This window comes from Candidatus Aalborgicola defluviihabitans (assembly GCF_016705985.1).
In the GTDB taxonomy this organism is placed as follows: Bacteria; Pseudomonadota; Gammaproteobacteria; order Burkholderiales; family Burkholderiaceae_C; genus Allorhodoferax; species Allorhodoferax defluviihabitans.
This window is the reverse complement of record NZ_JADJKN010000008.1, coordinates 317,989-342,802: the sequence shown is the minus strand read 5'-3', so window position 1 is coordinate 342,802 and position 24,814 is coordinate 317,989. Positions and strand designations below refer to the sequence as shown.

Below are 24,814 nucleotides of genomic sequence, written 5' to 3'. Positions count from 1 at the left end.
CAGTGTGGGGGTTACTCAACCTGGCCGCGCGGCGCGGTGCCAGGGGTGAACAGGGGCGATGGTGCGGCAGCTCCGCCCGGTTGTACCGGTCGGGCAGGTGGCGCAGCGTGCTTACGGTCACGGTCCTGCTCCCGGGCACGCTCGCGGTCCCCTTGCTTCAACTTTAATACCTTCAGAGTTTCCGGGTCGATCTTGGCCTTGAAGGTGCGGCCCTGGCTGTCGGTGCCGCGAATTTCGTAGCAGCCATCATCGATCTTCAGCCGCTGGACCTGCCAGCCCTGCCGGGCCGCCATCTGTCGCACTGCCTCGCGCGATTGCCAGCGACCTACCGGCGCATCGCAGTCGTCATCGGCCAACGTCGGCAAGGCTGCCAGGCCCAGTGCCACGGCAAGCACGCCATGGCGCAGAAAGGGGACGTGTTTCATGGGGAGACTCCTTTTTAACAGATTAACGCATGACAAACGATTCGCGGTGCAAGCGCCAGCGGTTTGGGCCACGTGCGTGCTCGTGCAAGGTGTCGCCTAGCCCCTGGGGGCCGCAAAACCAGATATCCAGCGGGCCGGGTTCGCTTTGCAAATGCTGCGGTTTGAGGCGCTGGCCCTGGGCTTCGCTGTGCACCGTAAGTGGCACCGGTGGCTGGGCCAGTGCGCACAATTTCTGCAGGCGCGGCAGCATCGGATCGCGCCGGGCGTCACGTGTGCAGTAGTGCATGTGCACCGGGGCTGGGTCTCGGCCATTGGCAGTCAACCCTGGTTGGCGCGCCTCCAGCAGTGCCAGAAACGGCGTCACGCCCACGCCGGCGGCCACCCACACCTGCTGGCGATGGCGGGAACCCTTGCCGTCAAAGCGGCCATAGGGGCCTTCGATGTCCACACGCTGCCCAGCGCGCAGACGCTTGTGCAGGGTACGGGTGTAGTCGCCCAGTGGTTTGATGACCAGGCGCAGCAGCGGCTCGCCCTCTGGGCTGTTACCCAGCGCATGCGGTGCACTGGCAATAGTGAAAGGGTGGGCGCCTTCGGTAGAGTCGAAGCGTACGAAGACGAACTGCCCCGCTCGGTGTCCGCGCCAGCTGGATGGCATAGCGCAAATCACCTCGATGGGTGCGTCCGTGCCCGCATCTCCCAGCGCGGCCACCTCCTGAATGCGCGCCACATGGCTGCGGGAACGCCCAACCCAGCCCGCCAGCGACCACAGTGCGGCCAGGCTACCGAGTGCCAGCAGCGAGCCCATGAGCAGGCCCAGCGGCAGCGCCCAGAATGAGAGCGGCATCAGAGCCACGGCATGCATCACCAGCGCGAGGAACAGCACCGGCATGGCACGGTGCAGGAGACTCCAGTGCTTGTAGGACAGCAAGCGCGACAGTAGCGTGAGTGCAACCATGGCTAGCAGAAGGTAGAAGGCCCACTCGCCCAGGTCCTTGGCAAAACCGCGGCTGTCGGTCAGCCAGGGCAGCACAGCGTCATGCTCGGGTTTACCGGCGCGGCCCCACAAAGCCTTGATCCAGCCGCTTGATTCCTTGGCGCCCCAGTGGGCGATGGCGGTGAGGGCTGCGGCGATGCCCGCCCATTTGTGCAGGCGGTAGACCTGGTCCATGCCGCCCATCACGCGGTCAAACAGCGGCAGGCGCAGGGCGAGCAGCATGACCAACGCCATCAGGCTGATACTCCACAGCCCGCTCAGGTAAATCGCGTGCTGGCGCAGCTTCCACCACCCCAAGGCTGCGCCCTGCGCATCGACCAGCGGCGACAGACCCAGATCGGGTGGCGCGACGGCCATCCATGCTAGGGTGATGCTCAGCAACCAGATTCCCAGTGCAACTTTGATACGCATAAGGTCCTTTCTGTTTCGTTGAAGAGCATTTTGGATAATCCACCTTGAACGAATGCTGAAAGACGCGTTCATCTTCTGTTCATCGCCGTCACGGTACAAATCCGGCCTATGACTTCCTGCATTGCGCTCCCCTTACGCCGTCTGATACTGTCTTGCGTGGCACTGTGTCTGCTCTGCGCGAGCCCGATGCTGCGCGCTAGTGACGATGTCTCCCATGAGCTGGCGCGTCAGGCGCTGGAACAAGGCCGGGTGCTGCCCCTGCGCACTGTGCTGGACAAAATTGAACGGGAATACCAAGGCCAAGCCCTCAAGGTGGAGTTTGAGCAGGACGACGGTCGCTTCCTCTATAAAATTCGTTTGTTGCAAAGCGATGGCCGTATGGTCAAGCTCAAGGTCGATGCGGTGGATGGCCGGGTGTTGGACATCAAGCGCAAGGAACACGAAAAGGACAAGGATGCGCATTCTGGTCGTTGAAGATGAACCTACGCTGTGCGCGCAATTGGTGAGCGCCGTCGCCGGGGCAGGGCACACGGTGGAAAGCGCCAGCGACGGCGCCACCGCCCACTACCTGGGCGAGGTAGAAGACTTCGACGCCGTGGTGCTGGATCTGGGCCTGCCCACTCTCGATGGACTGTCTGTGTTGCGCCGCTGGCGTGCAGCGGGACGTACCATGCCGGTGCTCATCCTCACGGCTCGCAGCGCTTGGCATGAGAAAGTGGCGGGTATGGATGCCGGCGCTGATGACTACCTGGCCAAACCCTTTCACATGGAAGAGCTGCTGGCGCGCCTGCGCGGCCTGCTGCGACGCCTGGGCGAACACACCAGTGCGCAATGGCAATGCGGGACGATTCTGCTCGATACGCGCCAAGCCCGCGTACTGGTGGACGGCTTGCCTCTGCAACTGACCAGCCATGAATTCAAGCTGCTGTCGCTGCTCATGCAGCGAAAGGGCGAAGTGCTGTCGCGCACCGAACTGTCTGAGCACATTTACCCGCACGACAGCGATCGCGACTCCAATACCATTGAAGTTTTTGTCGGCCGCCTACGCAAGAAGCTACCAGCGGGCAGCATTGAGACGGTACGCGGCCTGGGCTACCGGCTGATCGACGTGGGCCACGCGGCGTGAAGGCTGGATCGCTGCGCCTGCGCCTGCTGGCGGGCACCCTGGCCTGGATGCTACTGGCCATAGCCCTGGTGGGCTGGGGCCTGCGCGCTTTGTTCCAGGAACATGTCACACAACAGTTGCAGGCCCAGCTGGTGATGCAGCTCGACCATCTGAGTGCTTCAGTCGATTGGGTTGCACCAGGCGGCGTAAGCGTAGGCTCCATGGCAGCAGACCCCCGCTTGGCGCAACCTTTGTCGGGCCTGTACTGGCAGATTGACCGCTTGGGCGCTGCGCCCCAAGCTGGTGTGGCGCGCTCACGCTCGCTGTGGGACCAGGTGCTCCGCTTGCCCGTAGTGCCTACGTCCTATCCTGCCAGCGGCTACAGCGCCTTGCCGCTACACGACGCCCAGGGCCACGAACTGCTGGCCGTGGCACGTCCGCTGCAACTGCCCGAGGATGACGCGCCATTGCTGCGTCTGGTAGTGGCGGGTGACAAGGCGCTACTGGCAGAACCGCTGCAGCGCTTCACCCAGATGCTGCTCATGGCACTTGGCATGCTGGCACTCGGCTTGGCCTTGGCAGTGGCTGTGCAACTGCAATTGGCGATGCGGCCGCTCAAGCTCCTACGCGCGCGCCTTGCTGGCGTGCGCAGCGGGGCTGCCGCTCAACTCGAAGGTAGCTTTCCGCAAGAGCTGCAGCCACTGGTCAACGAGTTCAACCACGTGCTGCAGGAAAACGCCGACATGGTGCAACGCGCCCGCACCCAGGCCGGTAACCTTGCCCATGCAGTGCACACGCCGCTGTCTATCCTAGCCAATGCCGCTGCGCCAGAGCACACCCCGCTGGCGCTGCTCGTGCAAGAACAGGTGGCGATCGCAAGCCGCCAAGTGGACTACCACCTCGCCCGTGCCCGCGCCGCAGCCGCCGTGCGCGCCACGGGGCTACGCACCCCAGTGCTGCCGCCGCTGCTGGAACTGCTGCACACCATGCAGCGCCTGCATGCAGCGCGCGACCTGTCATTTGAACTCGCGCCCCAGGCGCAGGACGTAGCGTTCCGAGGGGAGGAGCAGGACTTGTATGAACTGCTGGGCAACCTGATCGACAACGCGGGCAAATCGGCGCGCCAACGTGTCGTGGTCGATGTGCAGTTGTCGGAAGGTCAGTTGTGCTTCACCGTCGATGACGACGGCCCAGGCATTCCCGAGGCAGAGCGCGAGCACATGTTTGAGCGCGGCGTGCAGCTTGACGAGCAGCGCCCCGGCTCTGGTTTGGGCTTGGACATCGTGCGCGCGCTGGCTGAGACCTACGGCGGCAGCGTACAGGCTCAGGCCTCGCCCCTGGGTGGCGCACGCCTGCGACTGCTCCTGCCGGCGGCAAATGGAGTGTGATGACCACCAGCGCCGTGGTGGACCACTCGTGAAATGAAGAGCGGTTTTCAGCCAATGATCACATCGTAAAACTGAGGGCTCCGGCGGCCATCAAACAGAGGTGCGACACGCTCGCTGGCTTGGGCATGCGCGGGCGTATCGTGCATTTTCATGAAGGTTTCCTGGCTCTTATGCTCCACGATGGCAGCATAGTCTCCGCCCTTGATGGGGTTCAAAAGCCGTCGGCTGATAAACCCTTCATGCTTTCCAAACTCCTCATTGGTCTGGACAAACCACTCACGAAACTCACTATCCTTGCCTGGCTGGATCGGTGGGAAATTAATAATAACAATGAACATGACAGTTACCTCATTTGGGGGAAACAAAAATTTCATCTGACCGAAAACGCAAATTTCGGCACTCTTTCAAGTGCCGTCTTTCACTCAGTGGGGCAGCTTGATAGTCTTCCAGCCGGCGTGGTCGAAGTGCTTGCCATACGCATTGGCTGCCTGAGCAACCTTGACGACGCCCGAAGCGCGCTTCTTCTCGCCTTGCTTGCCCTCGGCCGCTTCTACCCCACTCATCATGTCGGCCACGATGATGTGAAGTTGCTCATCGGCCGCGGGTTCGAGTTTGCAGTTCTCTACGATGTAGGTGATCTGCGCCGTGATGCCCTTGCCAAATGCATCGTATTCGGCCGGTGTTGCCTTTCCCGAATGAGCCTTGGGCAACGTCTGCGAGACCGATGCCTGGATGGTCGACATGGCCTGGCGCAGCGCGTCGTCGGTACCCCACTTCTTGCCTGCATTCAGTTCGAGCTTGTGGGGGGCAGGCTTGCCATGGTCGTGGGCATCGGCGGCGGCCAGCGCAGCCAGAGGTAACGACAGGGCAATGGCCAGCAGTAGGACGAGGGGTGATTTCATGAAGAGACTCCAGTAGGGTTTGAACAACGATGGGGCCGCCTTGTCGCGGTGACCTTACTGACTTCAACGAATCGCGATGCGAAATGTTCCTTCTTTTTTATCATTCATTCCTGCCAGCTGAATTAGTCGCGATGCAACAGTTCTTCTTCCGTGGTTTCTTGGGAGTAGCGGCTCAGCAGCAGGTCCATCAGGCGCTTGCGTTGTTGCTCATCCAGCAAATTGCGCTCGGCCAGCAATTGTGCAATTACGCGCTGCTGCTGCGCCCCCTGCAAGGCTGCAATCGCGGCCTGTTCCGCATCGATTGCCGTACGGTTTGGCGTGGTGGCAAAGATCTGCTGTACAAGGGCCTCGCGGTGCTGGCGAATTCCTTGCCAATTGACGGCCAATTCGTGCAGGAAGGCCGGCTCCAGCTGCTGCCATTTGGTACGCTGTTCGACGCTCAGTTCCAGATAGTCTTGCAAATTCAGGTGGGGAGGCTGCACTGCAATGGCTACCGATCTGGGAGGCGATGGGCGAATGGCGATGGCTACGACGATTCCCAGGTTCAGGGCCAAGGATGCGGCGAGCAGGAATCGGGTCCAGGTGGTGCGGTTCATGACATTCCTTTCGACAGGCGGCAAAGTTCTGCGGCGGCACACAGCCCACCCGGTGGAACCGGGTCGAATACGCGCACCATGTTGGCGCGTGGGACTGCTACAGCAGTGCCACCACCCAGCAGCAGGCCACCGAGCCAGATACCCGAGACCAGCGCCACGCTGGCGGTCAACCCAGTGGACATCCAGCCTGATCCGCCCCACAGCGCAGGCCACGGCCGATGACGGCGCTGTGCCTGATGCCGCAGGCGGTCTTCCAGACGGGATGCGAGGTCGAAACCCAGAGTGGGGGAAGGCAAGGCCCGTAGGCCCTGCCGCAGTACCTGCAGGTCTTCGAGTTGCAGCTGGCAGATCGGGCACGCCTGCAGGTGCTGGTCGAAGCGGGCGCGCTCACCCGGCTTCATTACCAGATCAGCATAGGCGGAGAGCTCATCGTGTCGGGGGCATTTCATGGTGTTTTCTCCTGTCAACGGGGCATTTTTTCCAGCAGCCCGGCACGGGCACGGGCAATACGCGACTTCACGGTGCCCAGGCTGATGTCGAGCACGTCAGCGATATCGTCGTACGACATTTCCTCAATTTCCCGCAGCAGCAGGATTTCGCGGTGTTCAGTGGGCAGCCGCGCAAGCGCCCGATCGAGTTCACGGAGCCGTTGCACGGTCGCCAACGCCCCCTCGGGGGTCGGTGCAGGGTCAGCGATGCCGATATCCTGCTCGTCGTCCAGTGCTACGAACTCAACGCGCTTGTTGCGCCGCAGCCAGTCAAAGGCCTGATTACGCGCAATACGGAACAGCCAGGTTGAGAAGCGCGCATCGGGTCGCCAGCGCGCCAGTGCCTGGTAGGCGCTGAGAAAAGTTTCTTGGGTCAGCTCCAACGCATCGTCTTGCGAACGCGTGAGCCGCACCAGAAAGCGGTAAATGCGATCCTGGTAGCGTGCCACCAACTCTGAAAACGCCGCCCCATCGCCCCGCTGCGCACGGGCGATGCATTCGTCGTCTTCCAGGTGGTGGAGGGCTCTCATAGTGGTCGTTATCGTCAACGAATGGGGAGGACAAAAGTTCCATTTCTTTTGTGCACGCGTGACGAAATGTTTCCGTCATACCCGTAAAACTCAAACCGTCAAACCCTATCGAAGTTCTACACCATTCTGGATCGCCAGAAGCGGCGATAGTACGAGAATCGATTGACGGTGTATGGAATTGTGCGCAGTGGTGCCTGGTAGCAGAGACAGAAACAAGCTGTTGAGTTTGAGCCCGAGTTGCCACCGCAGCAACGCACCCAACGTGGCACCTAGGAAAATTGCGAGAACTGGTTTCCACAGAACAAGATTCAATTTAGTTGCATCTTAGCCAGTTGATCTGACGGTTTTTCGGCATGACCTTGTAATCCCCGTGGTAACCATGAGGCCGCTTCACGTTCAACTGCAGCCACTCAACGTAGCTAGTGTCAAACTTAGCCTTGGGTACTTCGTGTAATTGATGGCGCTGAGACAGCGTCAACGATCACGTTAAAACAGGCGGCCACAACCGTTGAAATGCGCACCATGCTGATACCGGTCATTCTCAGCAGTCAATGCCAATTCGCCACCATGCCGGCAGCAATTTGCGATACCTATATTCTTGGTACCGATCATCCAACAGCATGACGGTTCCTGTGTCCGACTGCGTGCGAATCACCCGACCCGCCGCTTGGACGACTTTCTGGATTCCAGGGAACAGGTAGGTGTAGTCGTACCCACTGCCAAATCGTGTCTGCATCCGCTCACAAATCACCTTGTTAACCGCATCAAATTGTGGCAATCCCAGTGTCGCAACGAAAGCACCAATCAATCGGCGACCGGGCAGGTCGACGCCCTCACCAAAGACCCCGCCGAGCACCGCAAATCCAATGCCCTGACTTTCGACTTCAAACTTCTGCAGGTACGCATGTCGACTGGACTCCGACATTTCGCGGTTTTGCACCCACACGCGAACATGAGGGTAAAGCGCCTCCAGTCGGCGCTGCGCCATTGCCATGTATTCAAAGCTGCCGAAGAATGCCAAGTAGTTGCCGGGTTGGTCTGTGTATTGGTTTGCCATGGCCACAACGAGGTCGTCCAATGAATCCAGTCTGTCATCCCTGCGCGTCGAAATGGGTTTGACAATAACCCTGAGCTGCTCAGGTTCAAACGGGCAAGGTATATCCAGGATCCAAGTCTCTTGCGGCAATCCCAACAGGTTGATGTAGTAGTCCGCAGGATTCAGCGTGGCAGAGAACATCACCAGGGAATCTGCGGCAGTGATCCTTTTGGTGATAAAGGGCGCCGGAACAATATTGCGCAGCGTAAGCGAACCTGCCACGTCATCGTCATATGGCTCGCTCTGCATCAAGGCAAGTTGACGCGAACTCTGTTCAATTGCCACGATGGGTGTGTCATTGCTGGCGCTTGGCAATAGTCCGGCCAACGCATCTCGGTCCAGCTCACACAAGGAATGTTCCCCAAACGCCCCTGCCAGTTCTGCAAACCCCACCGTCTGGAAATATAAGTTCAAAAACTCGCCGTGCGCTTCACCGGGTCGCTCGTTGATGTATTCGCCAACCACGCCATTGAAGTTCTGCATGGAGCGCAACCAGCTTTCAGGCACTTCTGCAAGCAACTTCCAATGCGCGTCAACTTGATCGCGCTCTGACCCTTCCAGCAAAAGCTGCCACTGGCTGAGCAACCCGTCCAGGGCACCCCGCAAAGGCGGTGGAATTTTCGGTCTCAGGTCAATGGCTTGAGCTTGAGTCAGCGTTTCGCTGTACATGCTGCAGGCCCTCGCATACAGGTTGTGCGCCTCGTCCACCAAAACGCTGACGCGCCAGCCACCCTCTAGCATGAGGGCATAGAGGATGGCACTGCGGTCAAAGTAGTAGTTGTAGTCCCCCACTACGACGTCTGCCCAGCGCACCATTTCATGACCCAGATAATATGGACAGATGTTGTGCGCCAGTGCCACCTGACGTAGATGGGCTTGATCCAGCCAAAGCGTCTGGGCAGCAAATCTCCTGGCCGCTGGTAGTCGGTCATAAAAGCCACTGGCCAGCGGACAGGATTGACCATGACAGACCAAGTGCCGATGTTCGCAAGACTTGTCCTTAGCCACCAATTCGACCACCCGCAGCGGGAAGTCATGTCGATGGCCCTTAACTCTTTCGAGGGCTTCCAACGCCACTTGGCGACCCGGTGTCTTGGCCGTGAGATAGAAGATTTTGTCAATGCCACGCTCGGGCATGGCACGCAGCGCCGGGTACACGACGCCGATCGTTTTACCAATACCGGTGGGCGCCTGCACCAGAAGGGTTTTGGATCGCAACGCAGCCCGGTAGACACAGCTGGCCAAGTCACGTTGACCTGGTCTAAAGGGACGCTGCGGGAATTCCGTTTCCCTCAGTGCTGTATCCCGGCTATTGCGATGCGCCATTTCCGTACGGGCCCAGCCAAGGAAGTTGTCGCAAAGGGTGTTGTAGAAAGCCTCCAGCTCCTGCGCATCAAACTCTTCGTAAATAGGGTGCTCAGTCTGATCCATGACATCGAAGTACACCAGGGCCAAGGTAATGCGCTCTAACTCCCGGTCCCGGCACATCAACCATCCATAAACTTTGAGTTGAGCCCAGTGCAACCCACTGTGGTTGGGGGCAATGGCTTCAATCCGACCTCGGAAAGTCTTCACTTCCTCCAGAACATTGGATGACGGGTCATAGCCATCGGCTCGGCCACGAATCCTCAGTTCCCGATAACTAGCGCAGAGTGAAACCTCGGTTTCATGACCCTCAGCCCTGCGGCTGGCCACCAATTGGTGGCCTTCCCGTCCCTCCTTGGCTGTGGGGGTAGGTTTGAAGCGCAGATCCAGATCGCCAGTTTTCGCAGCAAACTCGCACAGGTTGCGCACCGACACCGAGTAGGTGGCGTCCAAAGACAATAGAGTCGTCTGAACGTCACTCATCGCCGCTTAGCTTTGTGATTTGGCTTGGCTCGGTTGGCGGTGCGTTTTCCAGCAGCACCGATTGGCTGGGATCTTCCGACGAAAGTGCGTTGGCCGACGGCATTGGTGTCGCTTTGGCAAGCGCCATCCACATGGCAAATGGCAAATCGGGGATGGATCGCTTGGGAGCATTGCGCGCCACGCGCAGACGATCACCTTCGGCAATCATGACGCCGCACGCCTGTGGAATCTCATGTTCTTCCCCGATAGGGCGACCTTTGGCGTCGCACCCCAGCACATACCAGCATTGGCCGCCTGCATCCAGATAGGCCGCGCGCTTGTCCTCAGACTTGAGGTCGCCGAGCAAGTCTGAGCGGTTGACTTTGATCTCGTGGACGATGGGCTCCAGGTAGGCTGCCACCGTCGTATTGCGGATGGAGAAGACATCGGGCATGCACATCTTCCAACGGTTGGGCGCGTCGGGCTCGGTCGGCAACCTGGCGCGCAGACTCAAGCCCGTCCAAACAATGCGGCCATCGCGCTGCATGGCCTGGGCCACCAACTCTACCAGGGCTTCATGGCGGGATCGGGCCTGGCGGTTCTTATGAAAGGCCTGGGCCAGGTAGGCGATACCTTGATCGGTCAGTCGCACCGTATGGTGGCCACTGGGCTCGGTCATCCGCTCCAGCAGGCCCGCCGCCAGGAGCTCAACTTCCACGCTGTCTTGGCTGGGCCATCCCGCCGAGCGATAAAGATCGCGCAATCGCCGGGCATGGTGTCGACCCAACGCCATGCCGTTGATCATCGATGGCGTGGGGGTCATGATCTGGCCACCGGTATGTCGGCAATACAGGTGGCGTAGGCAGGCGTGCGGCGCAACTGCTTCATAGACTAAATTCTGCGATCGCCTGAGAGGCCGGCACTGGCCATTTTCATAGTCGCGCGACCGTAACGCAGGTTGATACCGTCCAGCGCAGTCATCAAGTGAATTACCTCAGCTGTGTCCTCAGCTTCCAGATCCAGCTGTCGGCCTTGGGAACAATGGCAGAGGGTGTCAGATTGGCCCCCTTGAGCTGGATAGGCTGCGTCCCCAAGTCTTCGGCCGGCGAGGGAAAGCCGGCGTTGATGCGGTTTCGCAGGATCAGGGCCGGCAGCGGCACCTCCAAAATGGCGACAAGTCACGGGCATAAATCAATACTGTTCATACGTACAGTATATTAGAAGACTGCAAATTGTTCAAATGCGCTCCGGTTGCCATGTCCTCAAAGTACAAATGCTTGTTGGCGCCAATCGAATATGCCCCAGAACTCAGGCTCTTCAGATGTCGTTTTTTGGGTAGCTTCGCCTTACATGCTCAATCAAGCCATCGCACGCATCCTCTACCAAATCAAGTACCTGTTCGAACCCATGGTCCCCGCCGTAGTACGGATCCGGGACTACGGCACTGGTGTTCGTCACACAGAACTCCGTCAATCGCCTCACCTTGCCTAGGTACTGTGGCGGGCACTGTTCCTGGATCAACGCCAGGTTGTCCCAGTCCATCGCAAGGATTAGATCGAATGTTTCAAAGTCAGCGTCCTGGATCTGGCGGGCTCTGAGGTCCGTCAGGTCATAGCCCCGTTTGGCTGCATGTTCCTGGGATCGGGGGTCTGCTGGGCTATCGGGGTGGTAGTTGTGGGTTGCCGCAGAGTCGACCTGCACCCAGTCCTGCCAGCCTTGTTGGTGCACCCTATGGCGAAACACCCCGTGGGCGGTCGGGCTTCTGCAAATATTGCCCATGCACACGAACAGAATTGAATAGGTTTTCATGCCAGCAGTGTGCCTTGCACGGGTACCGGCACCGTTGCATGCAAGCGTTCAGCCGGATACGGCACCAGGAAGTTGTTGATATCGCTCGTCAAACCAAGCCAGTCCTGGTAGCGATCTGGGGGCAGGATCAGGGGGGCACCATCGTTCGATTCGATTCTCGTTGAAACTGCCTTGCCACTTCTCCAGTCTGGCTCAAAGATGGCATCGGCCGGTACGATGCAGCGTTGGCCCCGCTGGTAGGCATCCCGGAAACTGGGCTTGTGCGCGGCGGTCTCGCTTCGGGCGTTGTAGGTGCTCTTGGTGATCGTTGTGTCGGTGGCCCAGTGCGGCACCAAACCAAACAAGCCATTGATGGCTTCTGCTGCAGGGACCGCCTCGTCTCCTACACCCGCTTGGGGGTGCGCACGGATCATGGTACCCACATAGCCAGGCCACAGGTCGTAGCAACCTGGCTCTAGCGCGGGCTCAACCCCAAAGTGACGCCAGTAGCGGTCTTGTTCCTTGAGTGATTGGTAGTGGCTGCACATTGGGATTTATCTTAAACCCAAGTGCTGAGGGCCAGATTGGCAAGATGGATACCGATGCCTATGGATGGTCCATGCGGTTTTTTCCTCAGCGGTCAAACCGCTTATCGCAGTATTTGCCGTACGTGTCACACCCAATCGCAGTTCATCACATAGCGCGTGCGTTGCAAGACTTGCTGAAATACATTCTCTTCAACGGGCTGCAGTGGTCCGAATTTGGAGAGATCAAAATGTACACAGCCTCAAATCGCACAACCCGCTTGGTCAGTTTCAGCTTTGCCGTGTTGATGGCGGTTGCAGTCAACGGCAGCATGCTCATGAAGTTCGACAGCGTTGCCAAAGAAGCGGCCTTGACGCACAGTACCCAAGCTCTCAATGTGGCAGTCTTGGAAACGGTCACCATCGTCGGTCGTCGCATCTAAGGTTTTGGGAGAAGCGGCGATGAAAGTACTTCTGATTCTGGTGGCCTGGTCCATTTTGTTGACCGTGAGTTGGCCACTTGCGCTGTTGGCCTTGGTGCTGTGGCCTTTGGTCTGGCTCATCTCACTCCCACTGATTTTGGTGGGTTTAGCCATGGGAGCCGCTTTTGCACTCATCAAAGCAATTCTCTTCTTGCCGGCCAGAATTTTCGGATACAGGCTCTGATGCCTTTTAGGCAATGGCACACCCGTAAAGGCCGTAGGCCGTAGTCCATAGAATGCTGTTGCCGTCTTGGCCAACCGCGTGTGTACGACGTCATTTGCGCGGAACAGCGCATTGCCGTTTGTCTGCTTGTCCCAAGCGCCTTTGGTAGAGATGCAATGGAAGTGCCGGAGGCAAGGCGTTGTTGAACCGCCAGCGTTTGCAACTGGTTCAACGTTCTGGGTCTCCCGAATGCCTTGCCGTCGGACCTAGCGCGCGCAAGTCCAGCTTGGGTCCGTTCAATCAGCAAGTCGCGCTCGAACTCTGCCACGGCCGCGATGACGCTCATGGTCATCTTTCCGGTCTGGCTGGTACCGTCGTGAGTTATTGAGAGCAAGTGCACTACTGTCGATCTGGATGATGTGGTGGGCGTGCGTGACGGCGCGCTGCATCCGTTGTGCATTTTTGTGCAGCGAACAATTGCCCCATAGCTACGGGTTGTGCAACAAATTAATGCGAAGATTCGCTTGGTTGTTGACTTCATTGAAAAGTGTCTGCAAGTACCACCGGACCGGCATCCTGAACCGGGGTTCAGGTGGGCGAGGTCAGCGCAAGCTTTGGGTTCATCTAACGCGAGATGATCACGCTAGCAGGGCAATATTCCAAGCCCGGGCTCAATGAGCATTGGTTCAAGAAATATAAAGCCCGGCAGTCTTGCAGACAAGGAAGATTGTAGACCTTCCACCAGTGGTGTTTCACCGCAGAATGTGTAAAGCCTACAGCAGGCGGCCGTCTTCACCCAAAGCCTGGTCCAAGCGCTCCAGCAAGGAGACCAACAGCACGTTGGAGTCGGTCGAGTGTTCGGCGGCGGTGCCGTCTGCGGATGGGGCTGACGCACTGGAAGCGGTATTGGCGCGATCGGGCACATCAAAGGCCAGGTTCAGCGCTGCCAGCACCGCAATGCGGTCGCGGGCACGAACCTTGCCGGCGTCGCGGATCTTGCACATGGCTGTGTCCACGCGTTCCACCGCTTCGAGCAGGCGGGAATCGCCACCTTCTGGGCAACCCAGCAAATAGGTTTGCCCCATGATTTGGACTTCAAGCTGTTTCATGATGGATCTTTTTGCACTGCGGCATCCGTTTGCGGAAGTCGGTCCAGCAGGGCGTCCACCCGGGCGCGCGCTGCGTTGAGGCGGGATTTAAGGGAGTCGCGCTCATGCGTTAAAGCCTCCACCTGGTCGGTGAGCAGGGCGTTGGTACGCTGCAGTTCACCGTAACGCACCAGCAGGCGTTCAACGCGCTCGGCAATTTGATCGATGTGGTTCTGGTTCGCCATAGACTGTCCATTGTAGGGTTTGTGCCAACAAACTGACGTAAAATCGCGCCGTTGGTTCTCGCGGCGTGGTTCACACGCCGCAGTTCAACGGGAAGCAGGAGGGTGCGCTGGCCTTGGCAAACCTAACCTGCGCTGCCCCCGCAACGGTAAGTGGACGAATCCCCTGCGATTCCGCTCCCATCAACAGCCACTGGACGCCTTGAACAAGCGTCTGGGAAGGCGATGGGAGTTGCTCCACCAGCCCGGATACCGGCCAACACGGTGGCTGCACGCCTGGCGTGCAGCCGTTACGCCCATGCGCTGTCGGGGAAGACGGTGAGGGCACTCTTGTTGATGGTCTCCTTTATATGAAAAACTGCACTTCACGTGCGCGCTTTGCCACGCTGTCACTGGCGCTGGGCACTGCGCTGTCCGCCCACGCCCAACTGCAACTGCAGGATCAGGTGATTACCGCCTCCCGCGTGGCCACTCCGGTGACCGATGTCATTGCCGATGTCTCCATCATTGACCGCGCCACACTGGATCTGGCTGGCCAGTCTTCGCTGCGCGATGTGCTGGCCCAACAGGCTGGTGTTCAGATCGTGTCCAGCGGCAGCTACCGCTCTAATACCAGCATCTTCCTGCGCGGTGCCGTCACCTCCCAGACCATTGTGTTGGTGGATGGTGTGCGGGTGGGATCGGCCACCTCGGGTGGCGCATCCCTTGAGAACATGCCGCTGGATCGCATTGAGCGTATTGAAATTTTGCGTGGTGCCGCGTCGGCCCTTTATGGCCCTGATGCCGTGGGTGGTGTGATCCAGATTTTTACCCGCCAGGCCAGTCAAGGCTTGGAGGCCTCTACCAACATCGGTGTGGGCACGGACGGTCAGCAGCAAGCCGGTGCGTCCGTGCGTGGCACCAGCGGCGCCTTGGGCTACAGCCTGGGTGTTTCCCGCGAGAAGGCCAGCGGCATCAGCGCGGTGTCTATCCCCGCTTCTGGCAGCTACAACCCCGATGACGACGGCTTTGAGGCCACCAGTGTGGACGCCAAGCTCACTGCGCGCATCAACCGCGAGCACGCGCTCTCATTGAGCGTGCTGCACAGCGATACCAACTACCTGCTCGACTCCACACCCTTCCCCAACCCCTTGAACCTGAGCAAGTTCACCACCGATGCACGCGCCAAGTCGGGCCTGAACCATGCCACCCTGCAGTGGAATGCGCAGTGGATGCAGAACTGGCGCTCCACCGTGACCTTGGGCAATAGTGTGGACCAGTCGCTGGGCGATTACTTTCGCATCAGCGACGGAGCAGCGGGTGGCTCCACCCAGTTCAACACCAGCCGGCGCCAGGCCACATGGCAGAACGACATCACGCTGGGCAAGGATTTGCTGTCGCTGATGCTGGAAAACCGCAACGAAACGGTGGACAGCAACACCGCCTACACCGTAACCAGCCGCGACCTGCGCAGCGCCCTGGCGTCCTACGCCCTCAATCGTACAGAGTGGAACGCACTGGTGGTGGCCCGCAATGACGACAACTCGCAGTTTGGCAACTTCAACAACTGGGCGCTCTCGGGCGGGTACCGCGTAACCGACGCGCTGCGCGCCGTGGCCAGTGTGGGCACCAGTTTTCAGGCGCCCACTTTTAACCAGTTGTACTACCCCGGCTTTGGCAACCCGGCGCTGCAGCCGCAGCGCAACCGTGCCTCCGAGCTGGGCCTCAAGTACCGCCAGGGCAATGTGTCCCTGGGCGCTGTGGTCTACAACAACGACATCCACGGTTTCATTGTTCCCACCACCAATGTGCAGAGTTCGTTGGCGGTGTTGCGCGGCGTCACCCTGAGTGCTGACGTGCAGTCGGGCGACACCAGTTATTCGCTGTCGTACGACTACGCCGATCCGCGTTCGTACTCCACCAGCGCTGCCTCGAACGACCTGCGCTTGGTGCGCATTGCGCGCAACATGCTCAACGCCCGCGTCACCCAGCGTTTGGGTGATGTGAGCGTGTTTGGCGAGTTGCGCCTCTCGGGTGACCGCGAGGACAACAACCTGTCCTTCAGTGGCCGCGACCTGTTGCCAGGCTACACCCTGCTCAACATCGGCGCCAACTGGAAACTGCGTAAAGACCTGTCGGTGCTGGCACGGGCCAACAACCTGACGGATGCCCAGTACATGCTGGCAAATGGCTTCTCCATGCCGGGGCGTAACGTGTTTGTGTCCTTGAACTGGAGCCTGTAATTGGAGTTGGGCCCACAACGCATCGTTTGCCTCACAGAGGAAACCACCGAGTGGCTCTATCTGTTGGGGCAGTCCGAGCGCATTGTGGGCATTTCCGGCTACACGGTGCGCCCGGCGCAGGCGCGTGCCGAGAAGCCGCGCGTGAGCGCCTACCTGAGTGCCAAGATCGACAAGATCTTGGCACTGCAGCCGGACTGTGTGTTTGGTTTTTCCGATTTACAGGCCGATATTGCCGCCGAGCTGATTCGCAAAGGCGTGCAGGTCTGTGTGTTCAACCAACGCAGCGTGGCCGAGATTTACTCCATGATGTTTCAAGTGGCGGCATTGGTGGGGCAGGGCGATGCGGCCCAACAGTGGATTGCAGCCAACCAGCAGCGCTTGCAGGCCTTGGTAGATGCGGCGCAGCGTCTCCCCCGGCGACCGCGCGTGTATTTTGAAGAATGGGACGAGCCCAACATCAGCGCCATTCGCTGGGTGTCCGAACTGGTGGGCATTGCCGGTGGTGACGATTGCTTCCCCGAACTGGCACGCGAGCCCATGGGCAAGCACCGCATCATTGCCGACCCGGCCGAGATCGTGCGCCGCAACCCCGACATCATCTTTGGCTCGTGGTGTGGCAAGAAGTTTCGGCCCGAAAAAGTGGCGGCGCGCCCAGGCTGGCACGACGTTAACGCTGTCAAAAACGGCCAGTTGTTCGATATCAAATCCTGTGACATTCTGCAGCCCGGCCCCGCCGCGTTGACCGATGGGGTGGAGCAGTTGCATCGCATCATCATGGCGTGGGGAGCAAAACAATGAACATGCCTGTCTGCCGCAGCGAATTGATTCTGGGTGGCCAAAAGAGCGGCAAGTCGCGCCGCGCGGAAATGCTGGCGCGCCAGTGGTTGGACGCTTCCCCCACGCACCGTGCCGTGTTGATCGCCACCGCCCAACCCTGGGATGCCGAGATGCGCCAGCGCATCGCCCGCCACCAGCAAGACCGTGCAGAGCGCGTGCCTAGCATGCTCACCGTGGAAGAGCCCATGGCACTGGCCGAGGCGATTGCGCAGCACAGCCGCCCTGACACCCTGGTGGTGGTGGACTGCCTGACCTTGTGGCTTACCAATTTGCGCATGCAAATGGGCGCGCAAAAAGTCGACTCCACAGGAGGCTGTGCGGCTGGGTGTTCTGCGCAGGTAAAGGAGGAGCCCGCGCAGCGGGCGGGGGACACGGAGCAGAGCATCCAGTCGCACAGCGTTCTAGCCCTCGTCGAACATTCACAGACAGCTATGCTTTTAGGAGCAATCGACACCGCACCCGGCCCCTTGGTACTGGTCGGCAACGAAATCGGGTTGGGCGTCATTCCTATGGGCGCCGAAGTGCGCGCCTTTGTCGATGCGCTGGGCCGTTTGAACCAGGACGTGGCGCAACACTGCCAGCGCGTCACCCTCATGGCAGCAGGTTTGCCATTGACTTTGAAAGACTCCGTATGAACAAGTCCTCTTTTATGACCATGCGGCGTGCGGCTGGGTTGCTGGGTTGGGCTCTGGGCCTGACGCTGTGGCTGGGTCTGCACAGTGCCGCCCAAGCCCTGCAAATCACGGACGACCGTGGCACCACGGTCACCCTGGCGCAGCCGCCGCAGCGCATCGTCAGCCTGCTGCCCTCGCTGACCGAGATGGTGTGTGCGCTGGACCAGTGCCAGCGCCTGGTGGGGGTGGACCGCTACTCCAACTTTCCGGCCAGCGTGCGTGCCTTGCCCCAGGTGGGTGGCGGGCTAGACCCCAACATCGAGGCCGTCGTGGCTTTGAAGCCCGACGTGGTGTTGATGGCCACCAGCTCACGCGCCAGCGAACGCTTGCAGGCACTGGGTATCAAGGTGGTGGCCCTGGAGCCCAAAACCCATGCCGATGTACGCCGCGTGCTGGAAAAAATCGGTGCCCTGCTGGGCGTGAACGATGCCCAGCGCGTCTGGCGCGTGATTGACGCCAGCGTCTCGGCCGCCGCCCAGTCACTACCAGCGGCCGCACGTTCCACGCGGGTGTATTTTGAGGTTAGTGGCGGGCCGTATGGGGCAGGGGAGTCGTCCTTCATTGGCGAGACGCTGACCCGCCTGGGCGTGAAGAATATTCTGCCCGCCAGTCTGGGCCCGTTCCCCAAACTCAACCCCGAATTTGTCGTGCGCGCCGACCCTGACCTGATCATGGTGGGCGACACCAACTACATCGGCATGGAGCAACGGCCCGGCTGGGGCAACATGCGCGCCATGCGCAACAAACGCGTCTGCGTGTTCAACCGCGATGAGGCTGACATGCTGGTGCGCCCAGGGCCCCGCATGGTCGACGGCGCCCGCCTGATGGCGCGCTGCATTGCCGACAAAATGGCGCCGCACACACCATGATGAACCAGCGTGCCAGCGCCATTGCCCTTGTGCTGCTGCTGATTGCGGTGGCACTGGTGGCGGTGGGCGTGGGCGTGGGCAGCACCGGGTTTGAGAGCATTCTGCACGCCGTGGATGACCCCGTGGCCTGGCAAATTGTGTGGGACATCCGCCTGCCGCGCACCTTGGGTGCCTGGGTGGCCGGGGCACTGCTGGGCCTGGCCGGTGCGGTGGCACAGGGGCTGTTTCGCAACCCGCTGGCCGATCCGTATTTGCTGGGCAGCGCCTCTGGGGCCTCGCTGGGTGTGGCGCTGAGCTTGGTGTTGTTTGGTGTCTCGCCCTTTGCCACCCAGTGGTTGATGCGTCTGGGCCTGACCGCTGGTGCCTTTGCCGGCGCAGTGGCGGGTGTGCTCTTGACCTTGTTGCTGGCCAAAGGCGTGCAGCACACGCTGCGTCTGTTGCTGGCCGGTGTGATTGTGGGTGTGGTGCTGGGCGCGGCCAAAGAACTCATCATGCTGGCCCGGCCTGATTTTCTGCAGTCCATGCAGTCCTTCATGCTGGGCAGCACCGGCTATGTGGGTTGGAGCGCTTTCAACATCATGCTGCTGACCTGGCTGCTGTGCATGGGTGCAGCCTGGCTTCTGAGCCCAGTGCTGGACGGCTTGGCCCTGGGCGAGGCTACTGCTGCCAGCTTGGGCCTACCGCTGGCGCGCCTGCGCCGCGCCCTGGTGGCGGTGCTGGCGCTGGCCACGGGCGCAGCTGTGGCGCAGACCGGCTTGGTGGCTTTTGTGGGGTTGGCCGCGCCGCACTTGGTGCGCTCGGTTGTCAAAACCAGCCATGGCCGTTTGATTGGGTTGAGCAGCCTGGCAGGCGGCGTATTGCTGATGGCCGCCGACATTCTGGCGCGCTGGGTAATTGCGCCGCAAGAGCTGCCCGTGGGCGTGTTGACTGCGCTCTTGGGTGGCGGCTATCTGCTGTGGCTGATGCACCAGCGTGGGCTGTCACGGGGGGTGATGTGATGTCTATAGCGCTGTCTGCCCAATCCATACGGGCCAGCCTGGGCGATGTCGAGGTATTGCACGGCATTGACCTGTCGCTGGTGGCCGGGCGCTGGACCAGCATCGTCGGCCCCAATGGCGCGGGTAAGTCGACCCTGCTCAAGGTATTGGCCGGCCTGTTGCCCCACAGCGGCACGGTCACGTTGCTGGGCCAGCCGCTGTCCAGTTTGCCGGGGCGCGTGCGTGCGCAGCAGTTGGCCTGGCTGGGCCAGAACGAATCCAGCGCCGACGACTTGACCGTGTGGGACGTGGCCATGCTGGGGCGCTTGCCGCACCAGCCCTGGTTGTCGTCCCCCAGCGCCGCCGACCACGCCGCCGTGGAGCAAGCCCTGCGCGCCACCCAAGCTTGGGATTGGCGCGCCCGCGCTCTGGGCCAGCTTTCGGGCGGAGAGCGCCAACGCGTGCTGTTGGCCCGTGCCCTGGCGGTGCAAGCCCAGGTGCTGTTGATGGACGAACCACTGGCCAACCTGGACCCACCGCACCAGACCGATTGGATGGGCATCGTGCGCGCGCTGGTAACGCAGGGCACAACGGTGGTCAGCGTGCTGCACGAAGTGTCCATTGCCCTGCAGGCCGATGACGTGGTCGTCATGGCCAACGGGTGCGTGCTGCACCACGGCGCTGCCCACCACCCCGATACCCACACCGCTGTTGAACAGGTGTTTGACGGGCGCATCTCTATCCACGCCGTGGCCGACCAGTGGGTCGTGTTGCCACGACTTTAACTTTGGACCATTCCATGCAAATCGAAACCCCACCCAGCGCCAAACCCTACGAGAAACCCGAGGGCGAGCGCCGTGGCATCGTCATCGTCAACACCGGCGACGGCAAAGGTAAAAGTACTGCCGCATTTGGCCTGACCTTGCGTGCGCATGGCCGGGGTAAAGCGGTCAAGATTTTTCAGTTTATGAAGGTACCCAGCGCACGCTTTGGCGAGCACCGCATGTTTGAGCAAATTGGTATCCCGATCGAGGGACTCGGCGACGGCTTTAGCTGGAAGAGCCAGGACCTGGAGCACTCGGCGCAGTTGGCGCGTGATGGTTGGCAAAAGGCCAAGGCGGCGATTCTGGGCGGCGACTACTTCCTGGTGGTTCTGGACGAAATCACCTACCCGCTGATCTACGGTTGGCTCCCTTTGCAGGACGTACTGGACACGCTCAAGACCCGCCCCAGCCACGTGCATGTGGTGCTCACGGGCCGTCGCTGCCCGCCTGAGATCATCGCCCTGGCCGACACCGTGACCGAGATGCAAATGGTCAAGCATGCGTTCAAGGCGGGCATACCGGCGCAACGCGGTATTGAGGACTAAGGCTGTGCAACTGGGGTACGCACCGTTTGGGCTATACCTGCCTTCAGAGGCGGCGATTGCGTTGGCGATTTTGGTGGCTTTAGCGGTAGACCGCTGGGCGGGTGAGCCGCCTGTGCGCTGGCACCCGGTGGTGTGGATGGGGCACTACCTGGGTCGCACCGGTGCCTGGGTGCAGCGCGGCGCGCTGCAAGACCCGTCCCGCCGTGACCTCAAGGCTTTTTGGCTGGGAGCCCTCGTTTGGATTACGGGTGCAGCTATTGTTTTTGTAGTAAGTTGGTGGTTGCAGGGGTTGCTTGCACATCAAGCTTGGTGGCTTGCGGGCTTGGCACTGGGCCTGTTGCTCAAACCCCTGCTGGCCTGGTCGCTGCTGCGCAGCGAAGTGCAGGCGGTGGAAGCGGCGCTGGGGCAAGGCTTGCCGGCCGGGCGCGAACGCCTGCGCTGGCTGGTCAGCCGCGACGTCAGCGAACTGAGCGAAACCCAGGTGCGCGAGAGCGCCATCGAGACCCTGGCCGAAAACCTCAACGACTCGGTGGTGGCACCCTTGTTCTGGTTTGTGCTGCTGGGCTTGCCGGGTGCGGCGCTCTTCCGTTTTGCCAACACGGCCGACGCTATGTGGGGCTACCCCGGCCTTTACCCCAATGCTGGCCACGGGGCCAACTGGCAGTGGGCCGGCAAGTGGGCCGCGCGCGCCGACGATGTGTTGGGCTTGGTGCCGGCGCGCATTACCGCGTTGCTGTTGGTGGTGGCCGCTGGCGGCCTGTCGTTGCATCGGCTGCGCCGTGAGGCTGGCCGCACGCCATCGCCCAACAGCGGCTGGCCCATGGCCGCCATGGCGCTGGGCGTGGGTGTGCGCCTGGGCAAACCGGGCGGCTATGTGCTGCACGCCGCCGGGCGCGCCGCCTGTGGGCGGGACACGGCTTGCGCCATTTCCTATTCATCAAAAGCACTGCTAGCCCTCGTGGTTCTTACACAGGCAGCTCTTATTGTTGTAGCAATGGTGGGTCAGGTATGAGTGCAACCGAGCCTATGCTGCAGCCCATCCACGGCGGCCCTGACGCGCAGGGTGTGCCGCGTTTTGACTTCTCCACCAACAGCAACGCCTGCGGCCCATGTCCACAGGCGCTGGCCGCCGTGCAGCAGGCGGACGCTACGCGCTACCCCGATCCAGCATACGCCTTGCTGCGCCAAGCGCTGGCGGCGTTTCATGGTGTCAACCCAGAGCGGGTGCTGTTGGCGGCCAGTGCCAGTGAATGCATCCACCGTATCAGCGCCTTGGTGGCGCGCCAAGGTGGGCGCGGAGTGCGTCTGCCCGCACACCACTATGGCGACTATGCCCATGCTGCGCAGGTGTGGGGTTTGCAGCCGGTGCAGTCACCGCAGCAGGCTGCGCTGCTGTGGGCCTGTGAGCCGTCCAGCCCGCTGGGGCAAGCCGATGCCGGTTTGTCCGATAGCGTGCAAGCCTTGCAGCCCAACCAAACCCTGGTGCTGGACTGCGCCTATGCGCCCTTGCGTTTGGGTGGTGAACCGTCGCTGAGCGCGAGCCAACGTGATCAGGTCTGGCAGCTGTTCACCCCCAACAAAGCGCTGGGCTTAACCGGTGTGCGTGCTGCATATGTGATAGCGCCTTACGTAGCATTGACGAGAGCTACAGGCCAAATGTCTTCCAACGTATCGGCGTTTTCGGCACTGTCGTCATCGTGGCCGGTGGGTGCGCACGGCGTGGCCCTGTTGCAAGCCTGGGTGCAGCCCAATGTGCAGCAATGGCTGTGCGATAGTCTGCAGGTTTTGCGCGGCTGGAAGGCGCGGCAGATGAACCTGCTGCAAAGCCTGGGGTGGGTTTGCCAGCCTAGCGATGCCAACTTCTTTTGTGCGAAACCGGTCTTGTCTGACGGGGTTGGCATATCGCAATGGCTGGCTGACTTGCGTGGGCAGGGCATCAAGCTGCGCGATGCCACGTCGTTTGGCTTGCCGGGTTGGGTGCGGCTGGGTGTACTGGAGCCAGCGGCGCAGGATGCGTTGGCGCAGGCATTGCAAGGTCTTGATTCCCGTCAAGCTCAATCGCCGCGCTACCATGCTTCGGTCAACGTCTCGCAAACCCATTTGATCAACGTACCTGAGAATTCATTTTCGTGACCGCCCACTGCATCATGGTCCTTGGCACCACCAGCGGTGCCGGCAAGAGCTGGCTCACCACGGCGCTGTGCCGCTACTACGCGCGCCAGGGCCTTAAGGTGGCGCCCTTCAAGGCGCAGAACATGAGCAACAACGCTAGAGTTGTTGGCCCCCACGCTCCGCCGCTGCGCGGATCGCTGCCCCCTGATGGGGCGAATTCCCCTTGGGGCGGCCCGGCGGGGAATTGTGTTGCTGCCGGCGAAATCGGCTCTGCCCAGTACTTTCAGGCGCTGGCCGCCAATGCCGTACCCGATGTGCGCATGAACCCGCTGCTCTTGAAGCCAGAGCGCGACACGCACAGCCAGGTGGTGTTGATGGGGCAGGTGAGCGAAGAACTGAGCGCCATGCCCTGGCGCGGCCGCAGTGCCAGCGTCTGGCCGGTGATTGCGCAAGCGCTGGATGCACTGCGCGCCGAAAACGATTTGGTGGTGATTGAGGGTGCCGGCTCGCCTGCTGAGATCAACCTGCACAGCAGCGATATCGTCAACATGCGCGTGGCCTTGCATTGCAATGCGCAGTGCTTGCTGGTGACCGATATTGACCGAGGCGGCGCGTTTGCCCACCTGTATGGCACTTGGGCCTTGCTGCCAGAAGACGAGCGCCAGTTGATAAAGGGATTTGTGCTGAACAAGTTTCGGGGTGACGCTGCGCTGTTGGCCCCGGCGCCGCAGATGTTGCAGGAGCTGACGGGCATCCCCACCGTGGCCACGTTGCCGATGTGGTGGCAGCATGGGCTACCGGAAGAAGATGGTGTGTTTGATGACCGATCGGTGCGTGCTGTGGCCGTCAAGCGCACGGTGGCCGTTATTGCCTACCCGCGCATCAGCAATCTGGACGAATTTCAACCGTTGAAGAACATGCCGGGTGTGCGTTTGCAGTGGGTGCGTTCGCCGTCAGAGTTGGCGGGTTTGCAGCCGTCGGACTGGATCATTCTGCCGGGCTCCAAGGCCACCACTTCCGATTTGGCTTGGTTGCGTGCGCAAGGTCTGGACCGCGCCGTGGCTGAGCATGCGGGGCGGGGCGGGGCGGTGCTGGGTATTTGCGGTGGCTTGCAGATGCTGGGCGAGGCGCTGATTGATACGGCTGGTATTGATGGCAATGGGCCGGGGCTGGGGTTGCTGCCGTTGGTGACGGTGTTTGATCCTTTGAAGACGGTGCGGCATACAACGAGTTGCTTTTCTGAGGATCTGTGCGCGCTGGCGGCGCAAGGCGAAGCCGGGGCCTCATGCTGCCAAATGCGCAGAAATCGGCCCCCGACTCCGCCTTGCGCCACCCGGTTCCTGTGGATGCCAGCGTTGAGGGTTCTGGGGTCTCATCGCCTTGGGCTTTGCTTGCTGGCGTTTCGGTTACCGGCTACGAGATTCACCATGGACAGACGGCGCAGCATCCGGCCATGGCCAAGGCAGGTGACGTGGCGCGTGTGGTGTTGCCCGATGGGCTTGGCTGGTGCAACGGTGCGGGTAACGTGCTGGGTGTGTACCTGCATGGTTTGTTTGAAGACCCTGCTGTTTTGCAGGCCCTGTTTGGTGCCAACGCGCCGACGCTGGACTCGGTGTTTGACGGTCTGGCCGACTATATTTCCCAACACTTCGAGGCCGGTGTTTTGGCCTCTCTGATCGCCTCATCCAACCCCTCTTGAAAGTCG

At 60.8% G+C, this 24,814-nt stretch carries 29 protein-coding genes, 2 pseudogenes and 1 riboswitch; of the genes and pseudogenes, 16 read left to right on the top strand and 15 right to left on the bottom strand.

Going from position 1 to position 24,814, the window contains the following annotated elements; all coding sequences use genetic code 11:
- Window positions 1–11: 11 nt before the first annotated feature.
- Window positions 12–425, bottom strand: coding sequence for a PepSY domain-containing protein (locus IPI80_RS12035; protein ID WP_413860349.1), 414 nt, complete (start codon window positions 423–425; stop codon window positions 12–14).
- A 22-nt stretch (window positions 426–447) separates the two neighbouring features.
- Window positions 448–1,830 (bottom strand): ferric reductase-like transmembrane domain-containing protein, encoded by a 1,383-nt coding sequence (locus tag IPI80_RS12030; RefSeq protein WP_413860347.1) that lies wholly within the window; start codon window positions 1,828–1,830, stop codon window positions 448–450.
- 186 nt (window positions 1,831–2,016) lie between these two features.
- On the opposite strand from IPI80_RS12030, the gene IPI80_RS12025 reads away from it, so the two are divergent.
- Genes IPI80_RS12025 through IPI80_RS12015 form a run of 3 tightly spaced genes read left to right on the top strand, consistent with a single transcriptional unit; the run spans window position 2,017 to window position 4,323 of the window.
- Complete coding sequence (locus tag IPI80_RS12025) at window positions 2,017–2,304, top strand: PepSY domain-containing protein (RefSeq protein WP_413860345.1); 288 nt, start codon at window positions 2,017–2,019, stop codon at window positions 2,302–2,304.
- On the top strand, window positions 2,285–2,956 hold the full coding sequence (locus tag IPI80_RS12020; RefSeq protein WP_413860343.1) for a response regulator transcription factor: 672 nt from the start codon (window positions 2,285–2,287) through the stop codon (window positions 2,954–2,956). The genes IPI80_RS12025 and IPI80_RS12020 overlap by 20 nt, the downstream gene beginning before the upstream one ends.
- Window positions 2,957–3,003: 47 nt before the next feature.
- Entirely contained in the window at window positions 3,004–4,323 is a 1,320-nt protein-coding gene (locus tag IPI80_RS12015; RefSeq protein ID WP_413860429.1) for an ATP-binding protein, read from the top strand.
- A gap of 47 nt (window positions 4,324–4,370) precedes the next feature.
- Here IPI80_RS12015 and IPI80_RS12010 read toward each other — a convergent pair whose 3' ends face one another.
- The 10 genes from IPI80_RS12010 to IPI80_RS11965 all read right to left on the bottom strand — a co-directional run bounded on the left by IPI80_RS12010 (window position 4,371) and on the right by IPI80_RS11965 (window position 12,098).
- A complete protein-coding gene (locus IPI80_RS12010) occupies window positions 4,371–4,661 on the bottom strand; it encodes an antibiotic biosynthesis monooxygenase family protein (protein WP_413860341.1) in 291 nt (96 codons plus the stop codon).
- 84 nt (window positions 4,662–4,745) lie between these two features.
- Window positions 4,746–5,225 (bottom strand): hypothetical protein, encoded by a 480-nt coding sequence (locus tag IPI80_RS12005; protein WP_413860339.1) that lies wholly within the window; start codon window positions 5,223–5,225, stop codon window positions 4,746–4,748.
- Window positions 5,226–5,347: 122 nt separating this feature from the next.
- Window positions 5,348–5,821: a Spy/CpxP family protein refolding chaperone gene (locus tag IPI80_RS12000; protein ID WP_413860337.1), complete on the bottom strand. Its 474-nt coding sequence runs from the start codon at window positions 5,819–5,821 to the stop codon at window positions 5,348–5,350.
- Window positions 5,818–6,270 carry an anti-sigma factor family protein gene (locus tag IPI80_RS11995; RefSeq protein WP_413860335.1) on the bottom strand — a complete coding sequence of 151 codons (453 nt, stop codon included), beginning with the start codon at window positions 6,268–6,270 and terminating at the stop codon, window positions 5,818–5,820. The genes IPI80_RS12000 and IPI80_RS11995 overlap by 4 nt, the downstream gene beginning before the upstream one ends.
- 14 nt (window positions 6,271–6,284) lie before the next feature.
- Window positions 6,285–6,839 carry a sigma-70 family RNA polymerase sigma factor gene (locus IPI80_RS11990; RefSeq protein ID WP_413860333.1) on the bottom strand — a complete coding sequence of 185 codons (555 nt, stop codon included), beginning with the start codon at window positions 6,837–6,839 and terminating at the stop codon, window positions 6,285–6,287.
- A gap of 541 nt (window positions 6,840–7,380) precedes the next feature.
- Window positions 7,381–9,783 carry an ATP-dependent DNA helicase gene (locus IPI80_RS11985; RefSeq protein WP_413860331.1) on the bottom strand — a complete coding sequence of 801 codons (2,403 nt, stop codon included), beginning with the start codon at window positions 9,781–9,783 and terminating at the stop codon, window positions 7,381–7,383.
- The gene (locus IPI80_RS11980) at window positions 9,776–10,585 is read right to left on the bottom strand and encodes a hypothetical protein (RefSeq protein WP_413860329.1); all 810 of its coding nucleotides are present in this window, start codon (window positions 10,583–10,585) and stop codon (window positions 9,776–9,778) included. Before IPI80_RS11980 ends, IPI80_RS11985 begins: the two co-directional genes overlap by 8 nt.
- 68 nt (window positions 10,586–10,653) lie before the next feature.
- Window positions 10,654–10,743, bottom strand: a complete 90-nt coding sequence (locus IPI80_RS11975) for a DUF4113 domain-containing protein (RefSeq protein ID WP_413860327.1) — start codon at window positions 10,741–10,743, stop codon at window positions 10,654–10,656.
- Window positions 10,744–11,079: 336 nt separating this feature from the next.
- Window positions 11,080–11,571: a low molecular weight protein-tyrosine-phosphatase gene (locus tag IPI80_RS11970; protein WP_413860325.1), complete on the bottom strand. Its 492-nt coding sequence runs from the start codon at window positions 11,569–11,571 to the stop codon at window positions 11,080–11,082.
- Window positions 11,568–12,098 carry an SOS response-associated peptidase family protein gene (locus IPI80_RS11965; protein WP_413860323.1) on the bottom strand — a complete coding sequence of 177 codons (531 nt, stop codon included), beginning with the start codon at window positions 12,096–12,098 and terminating at the stop codon, window positions 11,568–11,570. The genes IPI80_RS11970 and IPI80_RS11965 overlap by 4 nt, the downstream gene beginning before the upstream one ends.
- Before the next feature lie 227 nt (window positions 12,099–12,325).
- On the opposite strand from IPI80_RS11965, the gene IPI80_RS11960 reads away from it, so the two are divergent.
- The gene (locus IPI80_RS11960) at window positions 12,326–12,517 is read left to right on the top strand and encodes a hypothetical protein (protein ID WP_413860321.1); all 192 of its coding nucleotides are present in this window, start codon (window positions 12,326–12,328) and stop codon (window positions 12,515–12,517) included.
- Between the two features lie 19 nt (window positions 12,518–12,536).
- A complete protein-coding gene (locus IPI80_RS11955; RefSeq protein ID WP_413860319.1) occupies window positions 12,537–12,740 on the top strand; it encodes a hypothetical protein in 204 nt (67 codons plus the stop codon).
- Here IPI80_RS11955 and IPI80_RS11950 read toward each other — a convergent pair.
- From IPI80_RS11950 to IPI80_RS11940, 3 genes are all read right to left on the bottom strand, one after another.
- Window positions 12,691–13,179 (bottom strand): recombinase family protein, encoded by a 489-nt coding sequence (locus tag IPI80_RS11950; RefSeq protein ID WP_413860427.1) that lies wholly within the window; start codon window positions 13,177–13,179, stop codon window positions 12,691–12,693. The genes IPI80_RS11955 and IPI80_RS11950 overlap by 50 nt on opposite strands.
- 313 nt (window positions 13,180–13,492) lie before the next feature.
- A complete protein-coding gene (locus tag IPI80_RS11945) occupies window positions 13,493–13,828 on the bottom strand; it encodes a cell division protein ZapA (protein WP_413860317.1) in 336 nt (111 codons plus the stop codon).
- Window positions 13,825–14,052: a DUF904 domain-containing protein gene (locus IPI80_RS11940; RefSeq protein WP_413860315.1), complete on the bottom strand. Its 228-nt coding sequence runs from the start codon at window positions 14,050–14,052 to the stop codon at window positions 13,825–13,827. Before IPI80_RS11940 ends, IPI80_RS11945 begins: the two co-directional genes overlap by 4 nt.
- Before the next feature lie 35 nt (window positions 14,053–14,087).
- Window positions 14,088–14,325, top strand: a riboswitch (cobalamin riboswitch).
- A 74-nt stretch (window positions 14,326–14,399) separates the two neighbouring features.
- Between IPI80_RS11940 and IPI80_RS11935 the strand changes: the two genes are divergently transcribed.
- The 11 genes and pseudogenes from IPI80_RS11935 to IPI80_RS11885 all read left to right on the top strand — a co-directional run.
- On the top strand, window positions 14,400–16,271 hold the full coding sequence (locus tag IPI80_RS11935) for a TonB-dependent receptor domain-containing protein (RefSeq protein WP_413860313.1): 1,872 nt from the start codon (window positions 14,400–14,402) through the stop codon (window positions 16,269–16,271).
- Complete coding sequence (locus tag IPI80_RS11930; protein WP_413860311.1) at window positions 16,272–17,069, top strand: cobalamin-binding protein; 798 nt, start codon at window positions 16,272–16,274, stop codon at window positions 17,067–17,069. It abuts the gene before it with no gap.
- The gene (locus IPI80_RS11925; protein ID WP_413860309.1) at window positions 17,066–17,743 is read left to right on the top strand and encodes a bifunctional adenosylcobinamide kinase/adenosylcobinamide-phosphate guanylyltransferase; all 678 of its coding nucleotides are present in this window, start codon (window positions 17,066–17,068) and stop codon (window positions 17,741–17,743) included. The genes IPI80_RS11930 and IPI80_RS11925 overlap by 4 nt, the downstream gene beginning before the upstream one ends.
- Window positions 17,740–18,651 carry an ABC transporter substrate-binding protein gene (locus IPI80_RS11920; RefSeq protein ID WP_413860307.1) on the top strand — a complete coding sequence of 304 codons (912 nt, stop codon included), beginning with the start codon at window positions 17,740–17,742 and terminating at the stop codon, window positions 18,649–18,651. Before IPI80_RS11925 ends, IPI80_RS11920 begins: the two co-directional genes overlap by 4 nt.
- Window positions 18,648–19,649, top strand: a complete 1,002-nt coding sequence (locus tag IPI80_RS11915; protein WP_413860305.1) for a FecCD family ABC transporter permease — start codon at window positions 18,648–18,650, stop codon at window positions 19,647–19,649. Before IPI80_RS11920 ends, IPI80_RS11915 begins: the two co-directional genes overlap by 4 nt.
- Window positions 19,649–20,413 (top strand): ABC transporter ATP-binding protein, encoded by a 765-nt coding sequence (locus IPI80_RS11910; RefSeq protein WP_413860303.1) that lies wholly within the window; start codon window positions 19,649–19,651, stop codon window positions 20,411–20,413. The genes IPI80_RS11915 and IPI80_RS11910 overlap by 1 nt, the downstream gene beginning before the upstream one ends.
- A 14-nt stretch (window positions 20,414–20,427) precedes the next feature.
- Entirely contained in the window at window positions 20,428–20,997 is a 570-nt protein-coding gene (cobO, locus tag IPI80_RS11905; protein ID WP_413860301.1) for a cob(I)yrinic acid a,c-diamide adenosyltransferase, read from the top strand.
- Between the two features lie 10 nt (window positions 20,998–21,007).
- The gene (gene cbiB / locus IPI80_RS11900) at window positions 21,008–22,009 is read left to right on the top strand and encodes an adenosylcobinamide-phosphate synthase CbiB (protein ID WP_413860425.1); all 1,002 of its coding nucleotides are present in this window, start codon (window positions 21,008–21,010) and stop codon (window positions 22,007–22,009) included.
- Window positions 22,006–23,130 carry an aminotransferase class I/II-fold pyridoxal phosphate-dependent enzyme gene (locus tag IPI80_RS11895; protein WP_413860299.1) on the top strand — a complete coding sequence of 375 codons (1,125 nt, stop codon included), beginning with the start codon at window positions 22,006–22,008 and terminating at the stop codon, window positions 23,128–23,130. Before cbiB ends, IPI80_RS11895 begins: the two co-directional genes overlap by 4 nt.
- Window positions 23,127–24,376, top strand: a pseudogene (locus IPI80_RS11890) (cobyric acid synthase); the annotation flags it as partial. The gene IPI80_RS11895 and the pseudogene IPI80_RS11890, both read left to right, overlap by 4 nt.
- Window positions 24,377–24,490: 114 nt before the next feature.
- A pseudogene (locus tag IPI80_RS11885) lies at window positions 24,491–24,808 on the top strand (cobyric acid synthase CobQ); the annotation flags it as partial.
- Window positions 24,809–24,814: the final 6 nt, after the last annotated feature.